18 protein-coding genes are annotated in these 17,720 nt (G+C 48.6%); 5 read left to right on the forward strand and 13 right to left on the reverse strand.

Annotation, left to right across the window (positions count from 1 at the left end):
* The first annotated feature begins 241 nt into the window (after positions 1-241).
* The gene (locus tag IO95_RS12680; protein WP_023489084.1) at positions 242-1,144 is read left to right on the forward strand and encodes a LysR substrate-binding domain-containing protein; all 903 of its coding nucleotides are present in this window, start codon (positions 242-244) and stop codon (positions 1,142-1,144) included.
* On the opposite strand, the gene yieH is transcribed toward IO95_RS12680, so the two are convergent.
* Complete coding sequence (gene yieH / locus IO95_RS12685) at positions 1,134-1,799, reverse strand: 6-phosphogluconate phosphatase (protein ID WP_023489083.1); 666 nt, start codon at positions 1,797-1,799, stop codon at positions 1,134-1,136. The genes IO95_RS12680 and yieH overlap by 11 nt on opposite strands.
* Before the next feature lie 273 nt (positions 1,800-2,072).
* Between yieH and IO95_RS12690 the strand changes: the two genes are divergently transcribed.
* Complete coding sequence (locus tag IO95_RS12690; RefSeq protein WP_023489082.1) at positions 2,073-3,410, forward strand: NCS2 family permease; 1,338 nt, start codon at positions 2,073-2,075, stop codon at positions 3,408-3,410.
* Between the two features lie 79 nt (positions 3,411-3,489).
* Here the strand turns inward: IO95_RS12690 and IO95_RS12695 are convergent, their stop codons facing one another.
* From IO95_RS12695 to IO95_RS26075, 3 genes are all read right to left on the reverse strand, one after another.
* Positions 3,490-4,542, reverse strand: a complete 1,053-nt coding sequence (locus tag IO95_RS12695) for a hypothetical protein (RefSeq protein ID WP_037384997.1) — start codon at positions 4,540-4,542, stop codon at positions 3,490-3,492.
* Positions 4,543-5,002: 460 nt separating this feature from the next.
* Entirely contained in the window at positions 5,003-6,037 is a 1,035-nt protein-coding gene (locus IO95_RS12700; RefSeq protein WP_023489080.1) for a virulence RhuM family protein, read from the reverse strand.
* Between the two features lie 272 nt (positions 6,038-6,309).
* Positions 6,310-6,522, reverse strand: coding sequence for a hypothetical protein (locus IO95_RS26075; protein WP_235186756.1), 213 nt, complete (start codon positions 6,520-6,522; stop codon positions 6,310-6,312).
* A 74-nt stretch (positions 6,523-6,596) separates the two neighbouring features.
* Between IO95_RS26075 and IO95_RS12705 the strand changes: the two genes are divergently transcribed.
* Entirely contained in the window at positions 6,597-7,145 is a 549-nt protein-coding gene (locus IO95_RS12705) for a GNAT family N-acetyltransferase (protein ID WP_023491416.1), read from the forward strand.
* Between the two features lie 513 nt (positions 7,146-7,658).
* Here the strand turns inward: IO95_RS12705 and IO95_RS12710 are convergent.
* The 9 genes from IO95_RS12710 to rpmH form a co-directional block, all read right to left on the reverse strand.
* Entirely contained in the window at positions 7,659-7,976 is a 318-nt protein-coding gene (locus IO95_RS12710) for a type II toxin-antitoxin system RelE/ParE family toxin (protein WP_023491418.1), read from the reverse strand.
* Complete coding sequence (locus IO95_RS12715) at positions 7,973-8,224, reverse strand: antitoxin ParD (protein ID WP_023491419.1); 252 nt, start codon at positions 8,222-8,224, stop codon at positions 7,973-7,975. The genes IO95_RS12710 and IO95_RS12715 overlap by 4 nt, the downstream gene beginning before the upstream one ends.
* A gap of 215 nt (positions 8,225-8,439) precedes the next feature.
* Positions 8,440-8,880 carry a hypothetical protein gene (locus IO95_RS24140; RefSeq protein ID WP_235186755.1) on the reverse strand — a complete coding sequence of 147 codons (441 nt, stop codon included), beginning with the start codon at positions 8,878-8,880 and terminating at the stop codon, positions 8,440-8,442.
* 135 nt (positions 8,881-9,015) lie between these two features.
* Complete coding sequence (locus IO95_RS12730; RefSeq protein ID WP_023492507.1) at positions 9,016-10,014, reverse strand: type IV toxin-antitoxin system AbiEi family antitoxin; 999 nt, start codon at positions 10,012-10,014, stop codon at positions 9,016-9,018.
* A 406-nt stretch (positions 10,015-10,420) separates the two neighbouring features.
* Complete coding sequence (mnmE, locus tag IO95_RS12735) at positions 10,421-11,785, reverse strand: tRNA uridine-5-carboxymethylaminomethyl(34) synthesis GTPase MnmE (RefSeq protein WP_023492506.1); 1,365 nt, start codon at positions 11,783-11,785, stop codon at positions 10,421-10,423.
* Between the two features lie 139 nt (positions 11,786-11,924).
* On the reverse strand, positions 11,925-13,562 hold the full coding sequence (yidC, locus tag IO95_RS12740) for a membrane protein insertase YidC (protein WP_023492505.1): 1,638 nt from the start codon (positions 13,560-13,562) through the stop codon (positions 11,925-11,927).
* A gap of 2 nt (positions 13,563-13,564) precedes the next feature.
* Positions 13,565-13,822: a membrane protein insertion efficiency factor YidD gene (gene yidD / locus IO95_RS24145; protein WP_023492504.1), complete on the reverse strand. Its 258-nt coding sequence runs from the start codon at positions 13,820-13,822 to the stop codon at positions 13,565-13,567.
* On the reverse strand, positions 13,786-14,145 hold the full coding sequence (rnpA, locus tag IO95_RS12745; protein WP_072011659.1) for a ribonuclease P protein component: 360 nt from the start codon (positions 14,143-14,145) through the stop codon (positions 13,786-13,788). The genes yidD and rnpA overlap by 37 nt, the downstream gene beginning before the upstream one ends.
* Positions 14,146-14,163: 18 nt before the next feature.
* Positions 14,164-14,304, reverse strand: coding sequence for a 50S ribosomal protein L34 (gene rpmH / locus IO95_RS12750; protein ID WP_004093983.1), 141 nt, complete (start codon positions 14,302-14,304; stop codon positions 14,164-14,166).
* An 852-nt stretch (positions 14,305-15,156) separates the two neighbouring features.
* On the opposite strand from rpmH, the gene dnaA reads away from it, so the two are divergent.
* Together dnaA and dnaN are read left to right on the forward strand one after the other, a co-directional pair.
* A complete protein-coding gene (dnaA, locus tag IO95_RS12755) occupies positions 15,157-16,551 on the forward strand; it encodes a chromosomal replication initiator protein DnaA (protein WP_023489198.1) in 1,395 nt (464 codons plus the stop codon).
* Positions 16,552-16,556: 5 nt separating this feature from the next.
* On the forward strand, positions 16,557-17,657 hold the full coding sequence (gene dnaN / locus IO95_RS12760; protein ID WP_023489197.1) for a DNA polymerase III subunit beta: 1,101 nt from the start codon (positions 16,557-16,559) through the stop codon (positions 17,655-17,657).
* Positions 17,658-17,720 lie beyond the last annotated feature (63 nt).

Consider the following 17,720-nt stretch of genomic DNA (forward strand, 5'->3'; position numbering starts at 1 on the left):
GGAGCGAGTCATCAATTGGCAATGTGAAATGCCTTGATGTTATTTTTTTGTTTTTATTTGGTTGCTAATGTGAGCATAAAGGAAGCGATAGGCGAGTGCGTTTTAGTCATACCCCTCAGCAGAGAATGCATGTGACTCACCTCTGGTTTTATGGAAATAAACGCTGCAAGGGATAAAAACATGCATCAAATTAATAACATGTAATTAACAAAGCGATGTCTGTTGGCGAGGTAAATGGATTGTGAGAAAGCTCCCATCACTCAGCATGTTGCGTGTTTTTGAGGAAACTTGTCGGACATTAAGTTTCAGTAAGGCGGCTGAAGCACTATTCATTACTCAGAGTGCAGCCAGCCGACAAATGAAACAGTTTGAAGAGTTTCTCGGTAAGTTACTGTTTGTACGTAGTCATTACGGTTTGTCACTCACGCAGGATGCCATGTTGTTATTGCCCGTAGTGCGGCAAGCGCTGGATATTCTGGAAGAAGGGATATGTCATGTGCGATTACACAATCCATTGCAGCACTTAAGGTTACAAGTCGCGCCTACTTTTGCTACCCGTTGGTTGGCTCCACGGCTAGTCGAGTTGCGTCAACACAACACCCAGTTACAAATTGCGTTAATCAGTGAGGCTCGACAAAAATATTGTGATTTTGATTGTGCAGTGCGCTTTGGTCGATTGACCGACAGCATTAATGGGGAATGGTTATGCCATGAACAGTTAGTGCTGGTGGGAAGCCCATTATTGATGATCAATGGCGTGTTTCCGCCGCTCAATAGTCAGCCGCAATTACATATTCTTGATGGTGATAGCCGGATGGACACTTGGCAACGCTGGTTGGATGCAGCGGGTCGCAGTGAAGTACAAGATCGTGGGGGATTGGAGTTTAGTACACAGGATCAGGTCATCAACGCCTGTATCACCGGGGCTGGCTATGCCGTATTGGATAAAATGATGATCCATAATGAACTGCATGGTGGCTTGCTGATGTTGTTTTCACCATTGGCAGTTAAGAGTACCCATGGCTATTGGTTGGAGATCCCTCCTGGTAAGCGGGAATTACCACGGGTGGGTTATTTTCGCGATTGGCTATGGTCGGAAATTAGCCGGGCAGAACCGGCTAGAGCATTGGTCGTTAATGGGTAAGTTGCCAACCACGTTGTTGCCACAGAAGGGGTAACTGTGACAGATGGTCAAACATGGTCACCAGAGGATGGTCGATGGGTTTATTGTGTGGATCGGCACAGAAGTAGAACACCGGGATCCCTGCAGCAATACCCGCCTGTGCACCCGCGGCAGAATCGTCCACCAGAATGCAGCGCTCAACCGCCACCTGCATTTGCTGGGCAGCATGGAAAACGATGGCCGGATCGGGTTTCCAGCGTTGGATATCGTAACCGCTGAATAATCGGTCATCGAAATAGGAAAGCATCTGGGTCAGCCCCAGCGAATGTTGCATTTTGCTGACGGGCCCGTTGGATACAGTACATATAGGGGCTTTCATTTGTGCCAATAATGCTTGCGCACCGGCAATGGGTTGCAGCTCGGCATCGAACAGGCGTGCAACCTCTTGGCGATAGATCGGTTCTAATTGTGTTTGCGGCAGAGTCACGCCCTGTTCGGCACTGATTTTTTCGATGATTTCGTTGAGTTTTACCCCTTTGTATTTTTTAAATATTTCTTCTAGCGAAACCTCAATATCATAATGGGCAAACATATGCACATAAGCCTTACTGCACAACACTTCACTGTCTACTAGCGTGCCATCACAATCAAATAAAACACATTCAACCTGACTCATTGGAATATCTGCCTTCGGCTAACTGATGATGGCTGTCACTTTAACTGGATTATTTATCTCCGTCATCATGCAAGCTGAAGGGGAATGTTTTAGCGGTTGCCGCCCAGTGTCATTTACCGCTAACGGTTATGGCTGATGAATATGAATAAATACAATCTGTTGAATTTTTTAGCCGTACAGATGGCGAAAAAAAGCGATGGGTGAGATCAAAAACCCTATTTTTTGTTATAGGATAGCAACCGACACTTCATCCCCCTGTTCGGAATACTGATAATGAGCAAACAAGACATCAGCCTTGATGCTAATCAAGGCTTGCTTGAGCGCGTTTTTAAACTCAAGCAGCATGGAACCACGGTACGCACGGAAACGATTGCCGGAATCACCACTTTTTTAACCATGGTCTATATCGTGTTCGTCAACCCGCAGATCTTGGGGGCGGCGGGTATGGATACTCGAGCGGTATTTGTCACTACCTGCCTGATCGCTGCTTTTGGCAGCATTTTTATGGGTCTATTGGCTAACTTGCCGGTAGCTTTGGCACCAGCAATGGGCTTGAATGCTTTCTTCGCGTTTGTGGTGGTGGGTGCGATGGGCATTTCATGGCAGGTTGCGATGGGCGCTATTTTTTGGGGGGCTGTCGGTTTCTTTTTACTGACGGTATTCCGTATCCGTTACTGGATGGTAGCCAATATCCCACTTAGCCTGCGCGTGGGGATCACCAGTGGTATTGGCTTGTTCATTGCCATGATGGGGTTGAAAAATGCCGGTATCGTGGTCGCTAATCCTGATACGCTGGTGGCGGTAGGGAACCTGACTTCTCACAGTGTTCTGCTGGGTGCGCTGGGGTTTTTTATCATCGCCGTTCTGGCCTCGCGTAATATTCATGCCGCGGTGCTGGTTTCCATCGTGGTCACCACCTTGATCGGTTGGCTATTGGGTGATGTACAGTATGCTGGCATATTCTCTATGCCGCCAGATATCACTACCGTTGTCGGTCAGGTGAATATTACCGGGGCACTGGATCTTGGCTTGGCTGGGGTGATTTTTGCCTTTATGCTGGTTAACCTGTTTGACTCATCCGGTACCCTGATTGGGGTGACCGACAAGGCGGGGCTAACCGATGAAAACGGTAAATTCCCACGTATGAAGCAGGCGCTGTATGTTGATAGTATCAGCTCCGTAGCAGGGGCATTTATTGGTACTTCTTCAGTCACGGCTTATATTGAAAGTTCTTCTGGTGTCGCTATCGGTGGTCGCACCGGTCTGACCGCCGTGATAGTCGGGCTGTTGTTCCTGTTGGTGATTTTCCTGTCGCCATTAGCTTCGATGGTGCCGGCTTATGCTGCTGCGGGTGCTTTGATCTATGTTGGGGTTCTGATGACCTCCAGCTTGGCACGCGTAAAATGGGAAGATATGACTGAAGCGGTTCCTGCCTTTGTTACCGCCGCTATGATGCCTTTTAGCTTCTCGATTACTGAAGGGATTGCGCTGGGCTTTATCTCTTATTGTGTGATGAAGCTGGGTACTGGTCGTTGGCGTGAAATCAGCCCTTGTGTGATTGTCGTGGCGCTGTTGTTTGTGCTCAAAATCGTGTTTGTTGATGGGCATTGATCAAAAAGAATAAGCGGTGCTTGAGCACCGCTGGTTCAAGTCGTCAATCATTGCAGCAGTAAGTATCCCCGTTTTTCTATCAGGCTCCCGGTGATGCATCGGCGCTTTTGCCCATCACCCAACGCAATGGTTGCTGGAAGTGTAGCGGCCAGTTTCCTTGTGTATCTTCTCTCAGGTTAAAACTTGCCGTCTTGGTCAGATTCTGATTACTGAACAGGTTGGTAAAATGCAGAGCCAGAGCTTTGCCATTAAAGTTTTGATGGCCATAATAGGCGATCATAATGCGTTTATTCTCTGCTAATGAATATGATGCTGGCGGGATTTTCCCTTGTGGTGTAATCAGTAAAGCGCCGGCGTAAAATTGCGGGTATTTTGCCATCAGATTACCCGCGTGCAGCGCGCCTTGGCCGCGAGCGGTAAGGTAGACCTGATGAGGGTTAAGCTTCAGTTTAGGGGTGAGCTCCTGCAGGGTACGTTGAATCGCGCTATGGGTGCTCTCTTCGCTATCGATAGACCAGCGGAAGCTATTCTCGGCAAGCATTTGAGTACCGTTTAACTCAATATAGGCAACACCTGCTTCAGCAAAAAGCAATCGATCTTTAGGGGTGATATTAGCGGCTCTGCCATAAGGGTGCAGGTAGATAACGGTTGGCCAACCGGTGGCAGGAGGTGAGCCATTCGGGACAGAATACTGTGCTTTACCCTCAAACGGCGAAGCATATAGCTGATAGCGTGTTTTGGCCTCAGCGAGGATGGAACGATAAGTCTCACTTTGCTGAAGGCTATTGAATGCGTTGTTTTCCAGCAGATTATAGTAATACCACAATCCCCGTTTGGCACTGAGTTGCAAATAGTGTTCCGCCAGTTCTGTTTGGCCTTTTTGTGCAGAGGTAGCGGCCAATTGAAAAGGAACCCAGACATTGCGTTTATCTTCGTGTATCAGTGACAGATACAATGGCATCGTTTCTGCTTTTTTGTCCTCCAGGCTATGGACAGATCGCGGCAATGGCATCATCAGTGAGCTATTGGCTGGCAGGTTCAGCGGTTCTTCCCCGGGGGGATAGCGCATTTCGCTGGCAAGTAATGGACTGGTGATAAAAAATAGCAATAGAGTAAAAATAACAGCATGCATAATATTATTGCTTTGTTTATTAAGAACATTAATTCTAATAGTGATTAAAAATCGGCACATTGGGTTGATACTCCCCTTTATTCAGGCTGAGGTTGTCAGCCATCGAGCGAGATCCCCTAAAGGGTCGAGTTATGCAACCGACACTCACTTGCGGCTTGAATAATGACGGATATCGATAACTCCTACGTCAAGATTGTGCCATACCAATAGTAAATTTGTTTTGTAAAATTTGCCCAAAAAACAGTGCAAAATATCGACAGCTTGGTTAATTTATTGTTTTATAAAAACATATCATTGTAATAATAACCAAGCGAATGAGTAAAAATGTGATCGGGTGCGAACACCCATAGCGGCATAATTGGTTGGTAAGATTGAAGGTATTGGCAGGATAAATGTCAAAACCGAGAACGATGGAACCGATATTGATGTCGGTTCCATGGCTTGTTCAACCTAGGCAGTGTTATTTGTCTTTTTTAACGATTGCCTTGAGGGCCGCGATATTGGCAAGTGCGCCTTCGGCTTCTTTTAAACGGCGACGTTGTTCTGCAAAGCGGTCAAACTCCAATTTCGCCTTGTCATCAGCATCCTTTTTGGAGATTTTTCCCGCTCCGCTTAATACGTCCCGATCATTAAAATTTAAAAACTGATCCAGCTTATCGGCCCAATCTTGCAAGAACACTTGTTTGCGGCGTAGTGCTTGGTCCTCGGCAAAGTCGAGCCACATGTTGACGATGCGATTAAGCTCTTTGATTTCGTCTTCACGCAGATAGTTTTTCGCGATGGTGACATCGGTCTTACGCACTTCATCGCCTTTATAGCTGGTTAAGCCTATGTCCGGCTTATTGGCATCCACACGGCTCGCGATAAGCTCAGCGGCCGTCATATGCGTACAGGCATAATGCAACTTGTTCTGGATGATCTGGAAGAAGCGGTTGGTCTCTTGGTTGGATGGCTCGTAATCGGCAGCCATAGTAAAGATTTCTTTGACTCGCAGATAAACACGACGCTCACTCGCTCGGATATCGCGAATGCGTTCCAGCATTTCATCAAAGTAATCTGGTACCGCAGAATGACCAACGGGGGGATTTTTCAGGCGCTCGTCATCCATAGCGAATCCCTTTATTAGGTATTCTTTCAGGACTTGCGTTGCCCATTGGCGGAACTGCGTACCTCGTTGAGAACGAACCCTGTAGCCAACAGCCAAAATTGCATCGAGATTGTAGTGATCGATTTCGCGAGAAACTTGACGAGTTCCTTCCAATCGAACTATCCGGAATTTCCGGATAGTTGCGTTTTGTACAAGCTCACCCTCGTTGTAGATATTGATTAGATGTTCATTAATTGTGCGAACATCTTTATCATAAAGCTCAGCCATTGCAGCCTGAGAAAGCCACAATGTATCAGATTCAAATCGGCACTCGACGCGTGTTTGGCCGTCAGCAATTGTAAACAGGACAAATTCGCCATGCGGAGCTTGTGGGGTGTTATCTGTCATTGAATCACCTCTTAGTTGGGGTGTTCGCGGCACCTGATTGCTACTATCTCGAAGAGTATGAGCTAGTTCAAGTTATTCATTGTTTGTATCCCCATCACTGAGTGTGTCCGGGTTTTTCAGTGACTTTTTGTCCGCGGATGCTAATTGTCGTTCGACCTTTTTCACATCTTCTGAAGGTGGTAAATGTTCTGGTCGTATACCTCGGCTTAATAGTGTTTGGCGTACAGCATCGTTATTGGTTACATGCTCGATAGATATTTGCTGCTCGCGGGTCATCTGTTGTGTGCGACCAGATAGCAGGCGTAACGAGTAAGCATCACATCGTCGATTTCTCGTTGGCTGCCTGAACCTAGCTCGACCATTTTCCCGACGTCGGCAAAATGGTCTGCAATGGCATGACCGCTGATTTCACTAGCGGTTTTGGCCTTTGATATGACGCTAACTATCTGGTTAACTACCCGATTACCTGAATGTTTTATGTACATCCCAATGAATTACAGTAACTATTGAACGAGTAAAAAGTAGCAAAGGACACGTTAATCAGTAAGGGAAAGAGCACATGCAGATACCCACGTTAAAAACAGAACGTTTGCTGTTAAAGCCATTAGTTGCCGAAGATGCACCTCAGATTCAGGAGCTCTATCCACGCTGGGAAATTGTCCGCTATATGGTGTCATCGGTTCCCTGGCCCTATCCTGACGATGGTGCAGCCCATTACGTTAATAACGTCGCGCTGCCAGCTATGGCAAAAGGACTCGCCTGGGTTTGGACCATACGGCATCAGGATAATCCTGACAATTTAATCGGCGTTATCTGCCTAGACGATGCGGAAAATAATAATCGTGGTTTCTGGTTGGCACCTGAGTATCAGGGGCAGGGATTAATGCGCGAAGCCAGTATGGCGGCGACAGATTACTGGTTTAATACGTTGAACAGGCCAGTATTGCGTGCTCCGAAAGCGACTGAGAATACACGTTCTCTGCACATTTCAGCCAGTAGCGGCATGCGACTAATCAAAACGGAAAAGAGACAGTTTGTCAGCGGGCTTCTGGACTCACAGTTGTGGGAGATTACTCGTGATGAGTGGAATGCCTATCACTCAAGTTAACAGGATATGATGGCCGCTTTTCGTTCATAGTGGCCTAAAACTAAAGGTTCTCCATATAGTGGAACGCTTTCATCAGTTCTTGTTCAGTGAGTGGTGATACCAAACTTGCCCCGGAATCCTTCTCGACTTTTATCAAAAGCTGACGGCGGGTAATCCCCAACTTGTTCGCCACATGGTTAGCACAACTTCGTGCGTGGGAAGCTCGGTGTGCCAAGGGGCTTGTTGTATCCAAAACTTTTGCTCTTGATGATGAATGAGACATTGTTAATTCCTTTAGCAGATATTTTTGCTCATTCTGACACTTTCCGAAAGGCAGAATCATGGAGATTGACCTTCGGCTTCTAGCGGAAATGCGGCAGCCGTTATTATGTAATCCCTTTGAGTTTAAAGGCGAGTGACACCCAACCTTAATCCCCAATTTATTTTTCGGCAGCATTAGGAGAAAAACTGTTTTTTATCGGGATAGTGATCAGAACTCCGGTGAATCATACCTATTCATCGGGCTAGCAATCGTTAACTTTCTTTGCTGAACCTCTCTGCCTGTCGAGTCATGAGGTCCATGCGTTCATGAAAAATCGCTACGACCAATGCGGGCGCACTGCCGCGTGGCAGGCAGAAGACATAGTGATGTTCACAATGTGCCATCCGTAACTCAGGAAAGAGTTCACTCATATCTTTGAAAGCGCCGCGCCCGGCTGCTAGGTTGGCAATGCCATGTTCCAGCCTAGCGATATAGTTGCGTACCTGCGTGGTACCCCACTGCTTACGTGTGTAGCGGATGATGCCGCGTAGATCTGCTTCCGCCTCTACCGTGAGGAGGTAGGTTTTCAAGTATGATCCCCGTCAAGTTCTTCATCAAGAATTTCGCCGATGTCTTTGGTGGACACCTTCCCCGCTAGCCCGTCGTTGATGCGGTTTCCTAGCAGGTTTTTCAGTTCCTTCCATGCCTGATCAGCATCTGTATCGCCGGGGAACAAACGTTCGAGAGCGTATTGCTTGATGGTTTTACCTTGTAGGGCTGCCAGCGCCTTCAGGCTTTGGTGCTGTTGGTCTGTTATGTCTATTGTCAGGCGGCTCATAGGATCATCTCCTTTAAAATACACAAACCCACATTAGCACATATGTGGGTTTGTGGCTAATCACCTTACGTCCTTCCACAATCTGCGCATCAATAAAATCAGCTCAGTATGTTAGATCAGTCTGTTTGATCTTACCCACGAACAATGGACATAAAAATGGTGGATGTGTATGGATGTTTTAGGGGGTGGACAGTAATGCGTACTAACAGCCAGTTTTAGCCATGGCTTATTATACTGTTCCAGAAGTCATTCATGATCAGCTCAATCTCAGCCATATCGTCCACATCAGATTGTCGCGCGATAGCGTCAGTCAGACGTTCTCTATCGAGACTTATCAACTCTGCCAAAGATGAGTGCTCACTAATCGCCGCGATATCTTTGCCCAGCAGAACAGCTCCCATACGTACCGGATTCCAGTCCAAGTTTTCACCTTCAACGGCGGAGGAATAGATACGCTCATCTTCTATAGCGCTATATTCACGAATAATTTTATAGAGATCGGTTGCGTCTTTAGCACTACCATGCCCGCGATCGCGCCAGGCAAAAAGTTTTAACAGCGCTAACCCCGGCAGGGAGCAAAACGGCAGCTTTTCTCCATTCGTCAGTTGCACGGTTACAGTATGAGAAAATGCCTCACTAAATCCATCCACTGACATAATGATTTCACGTTTCAGCGGCCAATGCTCCTGCCGTGAACATGATGGAGCAGAATTTCACGCGCCGTCGCTCCCGCAATAAAAAACGGGATCTCCTGAGCTGCGCAAATTCGCTTTATCTGGGTGAACAGGGCTTCAGTAGCTGAAAAGATCGGATTCACTAAGGTGAAGATATTTGTCATTGATTATCCTTGCTGCTTCCCGGTTTCTATCATCGCCGCTTGCCAGTAGTTCGGCCACACACAACATCGCTTCTGCTTGATGGTTCAGGGTAAAGTTCCCCCAGAAACAGGAAATCAGTTGCAGTTTCCCACCAGGAACAGGTTTTAGTCCTAGTTCCTTTCGTCTTTGTAACAATGGGTGAGGCGTAAAAATCACGCCGTTTTCTGGTAGCAGGTATCCACCGCTCAGTTCTGCGGCTGCAATCTCGCCGCTCCAGTATTCATCGGCCGCAAGTGTTATCTTATCCCATGAAGCAGGCGTAGGTAGGGAAAGAAAATCCAGCTTCGGGCGCAGGGCGGTGGCATAGTCTTTTAGCCACAAAACCTGTAATTCGCCTTCATTCATTAAGCGGCGCCCCTGCTGTGATTTGCGGAAATAGCGACGCGCCTCAAGGAAATTGAAAGCTTTGCTGACCATTCCCAAAGAGATACCCGCTTTCTGCGCCAAGCTGCGGTAAGTATCGTTGAGGCTTTCCGGGCAGGATAACAGCACAAAAAGCAGCTTCATTACTCCTTCAGCAAAATGACTACTGACAGCTACAGGTTTCTTTTCATATCGACCATCAATAAACAGATATAACCCCGGAACCTGGATACGGGCATTCCCGGCGGTATCGATAAAATTAATCTGGTTATCCACGCAATATTCCACCAGTGCGGACGTCAGCCGGTTGCACACCAGTAATATAGGAAAACCCTCAGATAAGAGAGGGGACATTTTACGGATAGCGATCAGCGACTCTTTGCGATGGATATGCTTTACTTCCAGGGAAAAATTCGCCATCTCTCCTCCTAGCCCTATCAGCCTGCCCCAGCCGTCATGTATGTCATGTTTGTTGCCAATTTCATACTGCAATAGGAAGCCTTTTGGCAGGTTTTCTACAGCATCAGACAGAAGCTGTTCTTCTTTCATTTGTTCAGACCTTTATCTTGTTCATGAATCATGAACAAGATAATATTATGAACAATCGGGGAGGGAAGCAACGCAAGTTTAAAAAAAACACAAGTCAGGGATGTTACTCGATCAACCATTCGTACGGTGTTTTCTACTTCATCTGCCGCTCAACTGCTGAATCCCCTGGTATGCACTGATGGGGTGTAGTTGCAGATGTTCTAAACCCTATGTTTTCTGATAAGCATTGAGAATCTGTAATCAGCCCGTAAATTAGGCCCATTCCGGCATGCTTACTTTGCCAGCGTTTGGCGAACGCTTTTCCCGTTGTTGGGGCCATTTAGGAAGTGAGTAGGCAGTAAAAACCCGCATTAACAGGCAGTTAATGCGGGTTAGTGAACATTTATGGAGCAGTATGGATAAGTAATCACTTACCAATGCAAAAGCTGGAAAAGATACGCCCGAGCAGGTCATCAGAGGTAAATTCACCGGTGATTTCGCTTAATGCTCGTTGTGCCAGGCGCAGTTCTTCGGCAAGTAACTCCCCCGCGTAAGCACTCACTAACTGTTCTTTCCCCTGAGCGAGATGTTCGTCTGCTTGTTCCAATGCCTGCAAATGGCGGCGGCGGGCCAGGAAGCCACCTTCGGTATTGTTGGTAAAGCCCATGCTCTGCTTGAGGTGGTTACGTAACAGCTCGAGCCCTTCACCGGTACGGGCGGAAAGACGTATAAGTGAGTGACCATTCACTTCACTCATGCCCAGTTCTTCACCCGTAATATCCGCTTTGTTGCGCACCACGGTGATCGGCAAGCGGGTTGGCAGGCGTGCCATAAACTCAGGCCAAATCTCGCTAGGCTCGGTCGCGCTGGTGGTGGTGCCATCCACCATAAACAGCACGCGGTCTGCTTGCTCGATCTCATTCCACGCACGTTCGATACCAATACGCTCCACTTCGTCCATGGCATCCCGCAGGCCTGCAGTATCGATAATATGTAGTGGCATACCGTCGATATGAATATGTTCACGCAGTACATCACGGGTGGTACCGGCAATATCGGTCACAATGGCGGCTTCACGCCCTGCTAACGCATTCAACAGGCTGGATTTCCCGGCATTGGGCCGCCCGGCAATCACGACTTTCATCCCTTCACGCAATAAGCTGCCCTGGCGTGCTTCTGCCCGCACGTTATCCAGGTCGGCGATAACACGATTAAGCTGCGCTTCGATTTTGCCATCTGAAAGAAAGTCAATTTCCTCATCAGGAAAGTCGATTGCCGCTTCTACGTAGATACGCAGGTGAGTGAGTGCTTCCACCAGTTGGTGGATACGGCTAGAAAACGCCCCTTGTAACGAGTTCATCGCCGAGCGTGCCGCTTGCTCTGAGCTGGCATCGATCAAGTCGGCAATGGCCTCGGCCTGGGCCAGATCCAGTTTGTCATTGAGGAACGCGCGCTCTGAGAATTCACCCGGGCGGGCAATGCGTACACGGGGTAACGCCAGCACACGTTTTAGCAACAAATCGAGAATAACCGGCCCACCGTGCCCCTGAAGTTCCAGGACATCTTCACCGGTAAAGGAATTGGGGGCCGGGAACCACAGCGCAATACCCTGATCCAGGGTACTGCCATCGGCATCGCGGAATGGCAGATAATCGGCATGACGTGGTTTGGGCAGTTTGCCAAGCAGCGCCAGAGCCACCTCTTTGGCGTCATGGCCTGAGATGCGCAGAATGCCTACACCGCCACGCCCAGGTGGTGTGGCAATGGCCGTGATGGTATCAGAGTTGTTCATTGCCGGTTATCTCTCAATAATATGCATGTAAAAAGGCGGCCTAGATGACCGCCTTACATTGGCTTGTTATGCCCTTCGTCAATAAAGCTGCAGCGGTGTTACTGGCTACAGCTTGGATGAACTCAGGGATAAAGCTGTATTATGCCTTTTTGTTATCGCGGCTATGCAGGCCACGTTTTTCCAGCCCGCGATAAATCAACTGCTGCTGGATGATGGTCACCAAGTTACTGACGGTATAGTACAGCACCAGACCAGACGGGAACCACAGGAAGAACACTGTGAAGATCACCGGCATAAAGGTCATGATTTTCTGCTGCATTGGGTCAGTCACAGTAGTAGGCGACATCTTCTGGATGAAGAACATCGTCACACCCATCAGCAACGGCAGGATGTAGTACGGATCCTGTGCTGATAAGTCATGAATCCACAAGATAAACGGCGCATGGCGCAGTTCAACCGAGCTCATCAGCATGTAGTACAGCGCCAGGAAGATTGGCATCTGGATGAGCAGCGGCAAGCAACCCCCCAGAGGGTTTACTTTTTCCGCTTTGTACAGCGCCATCATCTCTTGGCTCATACGCTGCTTGTCATCACCAATACGCTCACGCATTGCCTGCAGTTTTGGCTGCAGCATGCGCATTTTGGCCATCGATGTGTACTGCGCTTTGGTTAGCGGGTACATGATGCCACGTACGATAAAGGTGATGATGATGATTGAGAAACCCCAGTTGCCGATAAATCCGTTGATGAACTTCAGCAATTTGAACAGTGGTTGAGACAAAAACCACAACCAGCCGTAATCCACCGTCAAATCCAGATGGGGTGCCAGCGTGGCCATTTTATCTTGCAGTTCCGGGCCTACCCATAAGGTGGCATTCAGTTGTTTCTCAGCACCTGGCGCTACCACAACCGGCGTTGCTTTGAAGCCGATGGTAGACAGATTATCGCCTGGTTTGGCGGTATAGAAGGTATTTTGACCTTCCGTCTGAGGTATCCAGGCTGTAGCAAAATATTGCTGCAACATGGCAACCCAACCACCCTGGGTGGTGATATTCAGGTTCTCTTCTTTATCAAACGCATACTTTTGGTATTTGTTGTCACTGGAAGAGTAAGCCGCGCCACGGAAGGTGTGCAGTGCAAAATTACTGCTGCCAGTATCGCGGTGTTGCGGCAACTGTGTGGTTTGCTTCAGTTGACCAAATAGCGTCAATTCAAGTGGAGACGCACTTTTGTTAACAATGGAGTAATCCACACCAATGGCATAATGGTTACGCTTGAGCACAAAGGTTTTGGTGAACAACGAGCCGTCTTTACCGGTAAAGGTCAGTGGGATCCGCAGCTCATCCTGACCATCAGCTAAGGTGAAAGTATCTTGTGCGGCTGTGAAGAGAGGACGCTCACCGTTGGCAGGATTATCTGGCCCGTCTCTGCCGGTCAGGCCACTTTGCGCCTGATAAACAAATCCTGGCGTAGTTTCCAGCAATTCGAATGGCGTCACTGACCCCAGGGACTCTGGGTAGGCCAGCAGTTTAGCCTGCTCAATGTCACCACCACGAGTATTGATGGTCAACGACAGCACATCTGTATTAACGGTAATCAATTTACCTTGGCCACTGGCTGGCACAGCCTGGCTTGCGGTATCACCGCTTGTAGGGTTCGTTGTCTGTTGCGTGGTCTGGGGTGCTGGCTGCGGACTGTTATCCTTTTGCCAAGCATCCCAAATCAGAAAAGACACGAACAGAAAAGCGATGAGAAGAAGATTGCGTTGCGAATCCATCGTTAGTGTTCTCTGTTATCGTTGGTTTTCGGTGGTACGGGATCATCGCCACCTGGGTTCAAAGGATGGCATTTTAATACGCGTTTCAATGTCAACCAACTGCCTTTTAACATCCCAAACCTGCTTAATGCCTCAATTGCGTAATGAGAACATGTCGGCTGGAAGCGACAGCGTGGCCCAAGCAGTGGGCTCAATACGAGTTGATAACCCCGTACCACCCCAATCAAGATGCGGGAGCCAAGCGACAATGGCGACGCCATAATTTTTCCAAAACTTCCGTCAGTGCACGGTTATCCAACTCAGCTATCCCCTTTTTGGCAACCACGACAAAATCCATCGCTGGTAATTGGTGCTGGCGTAAACGGAAACTTTCGCGTGTCAGGCGTTTGATCCGGTTACGTTCATGCGCACGCTTGACGTGTTTTTTGGCGACAGTAAGACCGATGCGGGGATGCCCCAGCAGGTTTTGGCGGCCGAGGATGGTGATTTGCGGCGTGCCAGCTCTTTGTGGCTGCTGGAAGACGAAAGTGAAATGAGTGGGAGTTAACAAACGTAACTCCCTGGGAAAAGCGAGCTTAACCACTCAGGGGGTTAGCTTTTATTACTTAGAAACAGTCAGACGAGTACGGCCTTTTGCACGACGGCGGGCCAGAACTTGACGACCATTTTTAGTGGCCATACGAGCACGGAAACCGTGGCTACGGTTACGCTTCAGTACGGACGGTTGGAAAGTGCGTTTCATAGCGATTTCTACCTAAACTTAAATGAATTACTAATATAGTCATCATACTTCAAGTGACCGGGGTGTTGGCTTGTGTCCACTAGCCTCAGTCGCATCATTTTCTATGCTTCTGGCGACTCTCGACCTTGCTGCCTACATCCCACTCGAATTATGTAGAGTATAAGTCAAATGCGTTTGACTACTCGGCGTGAAGATGACCGACGCCTCAATCGCAATATAAAGAGGCGGGATTGTAATAATTGTACAGCCCTGAGTCAATTCACATCGCGCCCCTTTCATCTTTCAGGCCGCAGTTTTGCTGCCTGTCATTTGAAATTGATGGGGGTAGTCTACTTGGTTGTTAGCCAAGTAAAGCACGGTCTTGGCCCATAATCACCGCAGGATCCTGTCTGGTAAATAACCCGACCAATCAGAACCAAGTATCACACGTGGGCGAAGATTATACGGACTCAAGGGTAAATCACAAGGATCTCCGTGCGATCCTCGGCATTTTTCGCCAGGATCCTGGTGGATAACCCAGTACAACGGGCTTATGGTGTGAAAAAGAAGGCGATCGACTACCGTGATTGCAGCGGTTGCTTTCTGTTGGTTAAAATATCACCACACGCTCTTGGCTGTGGATAAAATGGATCTAATCTGTGATGAAGGAGAGGATCTCTTGCTCGGATTGCGCTATGATCCGTCATTCGGATCCCGATCCTAAACAGGGATCATCAGGTTATGCTACCAAGGTGTTCCACATGCTTCTAGCGGTTTTCAGCCGATGAAGGCCTGTGGGCATCATCATGAGTGATAAAAAAGTAACCTGATCCTTTTCTTTTTATTTTTGATCTTGTTCGAGTGGAGTCCGCCGTGTCACTTTCGCTTTGGCAGCAGTGCCTTGCCCGATTGCAGGATGAGTTACCAGCCACAGAATTTAGTATGTGGATACGCCCATTACAGGCGGAACTGAGTGACAATACTCTGGCGCTGTATGCGCCCAATCGTTTTGTGCTGGATTGGGTGCGCGATAAGTACTTAAACAATATCAATGGGCTGCTTAATGATTTTTGTGGGACTGATGTGCCACTATTGCGTTTTGAGGTGGGCAGTAAACCTCTGACACGAACGATAAGTCAGGCGGCTACGGCCAGCGTCAACAATGCACCGGCAGCCCCAGTGGCCCGTACTGCGGCACCTTCTCGTCACAGTTGGGATAATGCCGCACCGCCACCCGAGCTTTCTTACCGTTCCAATGTTAACCCCAAACATACTTTCGATAACTTCGTTGAAGGTAAGTCGAACCAACTGGCGCGCGCTGCGGCTCGGCAAGTGGCAGATAACCCTGGTGGGGCTTATAACCCACTCTTCCTGTATGGTGGAACCGGCTTGGGTAAAACTCACCTGTTGCATGCGGTGGGCAATGGCATCATGGCGCGTAAAGCCAATGCCAAAGTGGTTTATATGCACTCGGAACGTTTTGTGCAGGATATGGTTAAGGCGTTGCAGAATAACGCGATTGAAGAATTCAAGCGCTACTACCGTTCGGTGGATGCGTTGCTGATCGATGACATTCAGTTTTTTGCCAATAAAGAGCGTTCGCAGGAAGAGTTTTTCCATACTTTTAACGCGTTGTTGGAAGGCAACCAACAGATCATCCTCACTTCTGACCGTTATCCTAAAGAGATTAACGGGGTGGAAGATCGTTTGAAGTCTCGCTTTGGTTGGGGCCTGACGGTGGCAATTGAACCACCAGAGCTGGAAACCCGCGTGGCGATCCTGATGAAAAAGGCAGATGAAAACAATATTCGTTTGCCGGGTGAAGTGGCGTTCTTTATCGCTAAACGTCTACGTTCCAACGTGCGTGAACTGGAAGGGGCGTTGAACCGGGTGATTGCCAATGCTAATTTTACTGGCCGCGCCATTACCATTGATTTCGTGCGTGAAGCGTTGCGCGATCTACTGGCGTTGCAGGAAAAGCTGGTCACTATCGATAATATTCAAAAGACGGTGGCAGAGTATTATAAAATAAAAGTAGCGGATCTGCTGTCGAAGCGGCGTTCCCGTTCCGTTGCTCGCCCGCGCCAGATGGCGATGGCATTGTCAAAGGAACTCACCAACCACAGCTTGCCAGAAATCGGCGATGCGTTTGGTGGCCGCGACCATACCACGGTGTTGCACGCCTGCCGGAAAATTGAGCAGCTGCGTGAAGAAAGTCACGACATCAAAGAAGATTTTTCCAATTTAATCAGAACATTGTCGTCATAGCGCATATGAAATTTATCGTTGAACGTGAGCATCTGCTAAAACCGCTGCAACAGGTGAGTAGCCCACTGGGTGGCCGCCCAACGTTGCCAATTCTGGGTAACCTGTTATTGCAGGTAACGGAAGGTTCTCTATTGTTGACGGGAACCGATCTGGAAATGGAGATGGTGGCACGCGTCTCTCTCTCCCAGCCCTATGAAGTGGGGGCGACCACCGTCCCTGCACGTAAATTTTTTGATATCTGCCGGGGTTTACCGGAAGGTGCCGAGATTACCGTCACGCTTGAAAGTGAGCGCATGTTGGTGCGTTCTGGCCGTAGTCGTTTTTCATTATCCACGCTACCGGCGGTAGACTTTCCGAATCTGGATGATTGGCAGAGTGAAGTGGAGTTCACGCTACCGCAGGCGACCTTAAAGCGCCTGATCGATGCGACCCAGTTCTCGATGGCGCATCAGGATGTGCGCTATTACCTCAACGGCATGTTGTTTGAGACCGAAGGGGAAGAGCTCCGCACTGTGGCGACTGATGGTCACCGTCTGGCGGTATGCGCCATGCCGATTGGTCAATCCTTACCGACACATTCGGTGATTGTGCCACGTAAAGGGGTGATGGAGCTGGTGCGTCTGCTGGATGCTGGTGATACGCCACTCCGTGTACAGATCGGCAGCAATAATATTCGCGCCCATGTGGGGGATTTTATCTTTACCTCCAAGTTGGTTGATGGCCGTTTCCCTGATTATCGTCGTGTATTGCCGAAGAACCCTGACAAGACCTTAGAAGCCGGGTGTGACTTGCTTAAGCAGGCCTTTGCCCGTGCGGCCATTTTGTCGAATGAGAAGTTTCGCGGTGTCCGCCTGTACGTCAGTCAAAATCAACTCAAGATCACTGCCAATAATCCGGAGCAGGAAGAGGCAGAAGAGATCCTTGATGTCAGCTATGATGGCAGCGAGATGGAAATTGGGTTTAACGTCAGCTACGTGCTGGATGTATTAAACTCGCTCAAGTGCGAGGATGTGCGTCTACTGCTGACTGATTCGGTCTCCAGCGTGCAGATTGAGGACGCGGCCAGTCAGGCGGCGGCCTATGTTGTTATGCCAATGCGTTTGTAGAAATTATCGGGCTATCTTACTTGCTCCTTTGTGATTGGGCCGTACTCGCAATCCTGACGTACT

Source organism: Serratia sp. DD3 (assembly GCF_000496755.2).

Excerpts from the sequence above, each read along its gene's own strand:
- yieH (WP_023489083.1), bottom strand. The coding sequence starts at position 1,799 with ATGAGTCAGGTTGAATGTGTTTTATTTGATTGTGATGGCACGCTAGTA.
- IO95_RS12690 (WP_023489082.1), top strand. The coding sequence starts at position 2,073 with ATGAGCAAACAAGACATCAGCCTTGATGCTAATCAAGGCTTGCTTGAG.
- IO95_RS12695 (WP_037384997.1), bottom strand. The coding sequence starts at position 4,542 with ATGCATGCTGTTATTTTTACTCTATTGCTATTTTTTATCACCAGTCCA.
- IO95_RS12700 (WP_023489080.1), bottom strand. The coding sequence starts at position 6,037 with ATGACAGATAACACCCCACAAGCTCCGCATGGCGAATTTGTCCTGTTT.
- IO95_RS26075 (WP_235186756.1), bottom strand. The coding sequence starts at position 6,522 with ATGTACATAAAACATTCAGGTAATCGGGTAGTTAACCAGATAGTTAGC.
- IO95_RS12705 (WP_023491416.1), top strand. The coding sequence starts at position 6,597 with ATGCAGATACCCACGTTAAAAACAGAACGTTTGCTGTTAAAGCCATTA.
- IO95_RS12715 (WP_023491419.1), bottom strand. The coding sequence starts at position 8,224 with ATGAGCCGCCTGACAATAGACATAACAGACCAACAGCACCAAAGCCTG.
- IO95_RS24140 (WP_235186755.1), bottom strand. The coding sequence starts at position 8,880 with ATGTCAGTGGATGGATTTAGTGAGGCATTTTCTCATACTGTAACCGTG.
- IO95_RS12730 (WP_023492507.1), bottom strand. The coding sequence starts at position 10,014 with ATGAAAGAAGAACAGCTTCTGTCTGATGCTGTAGAAAACCTGCCAAAA.
- mnmE (WP_023492506.1), bottom strand. The coding sequence starts at position 11,785 with ATGAACAACTCTGATACCATCACGGCCATTGCCACACCACCTGGGCGT.
- yidC (WP_023492505.1), bottom strand. The coding sequence starts at position 13,562 with ATGGATTCGCAACGCAATCTTCTTCTCATCGCTTTTCTGTTCGTGTCT.
- yidD (WP_023492504.1), bottom strand. The coding sequence starts at position 13,822 with ATGGCGTCGCCATTGTCGCTTGGCTCCCGCATCTTGATTGGGGTGGTA.
- rpmH (WP_004093983.1), bottom strand. The coding sequence starts at position 14,304 with ATGAAACGCACTTTCCAACCGTCCGTACTGAAGCGTAACCGTAGCCAC.
- dnaN (WP_023489197.1), top strand. The coding sequence starts at position 16,557 with ATGAAATTTATCGTTGAACGTGAGCATCTGCTAAAACCGCTGCAACAG.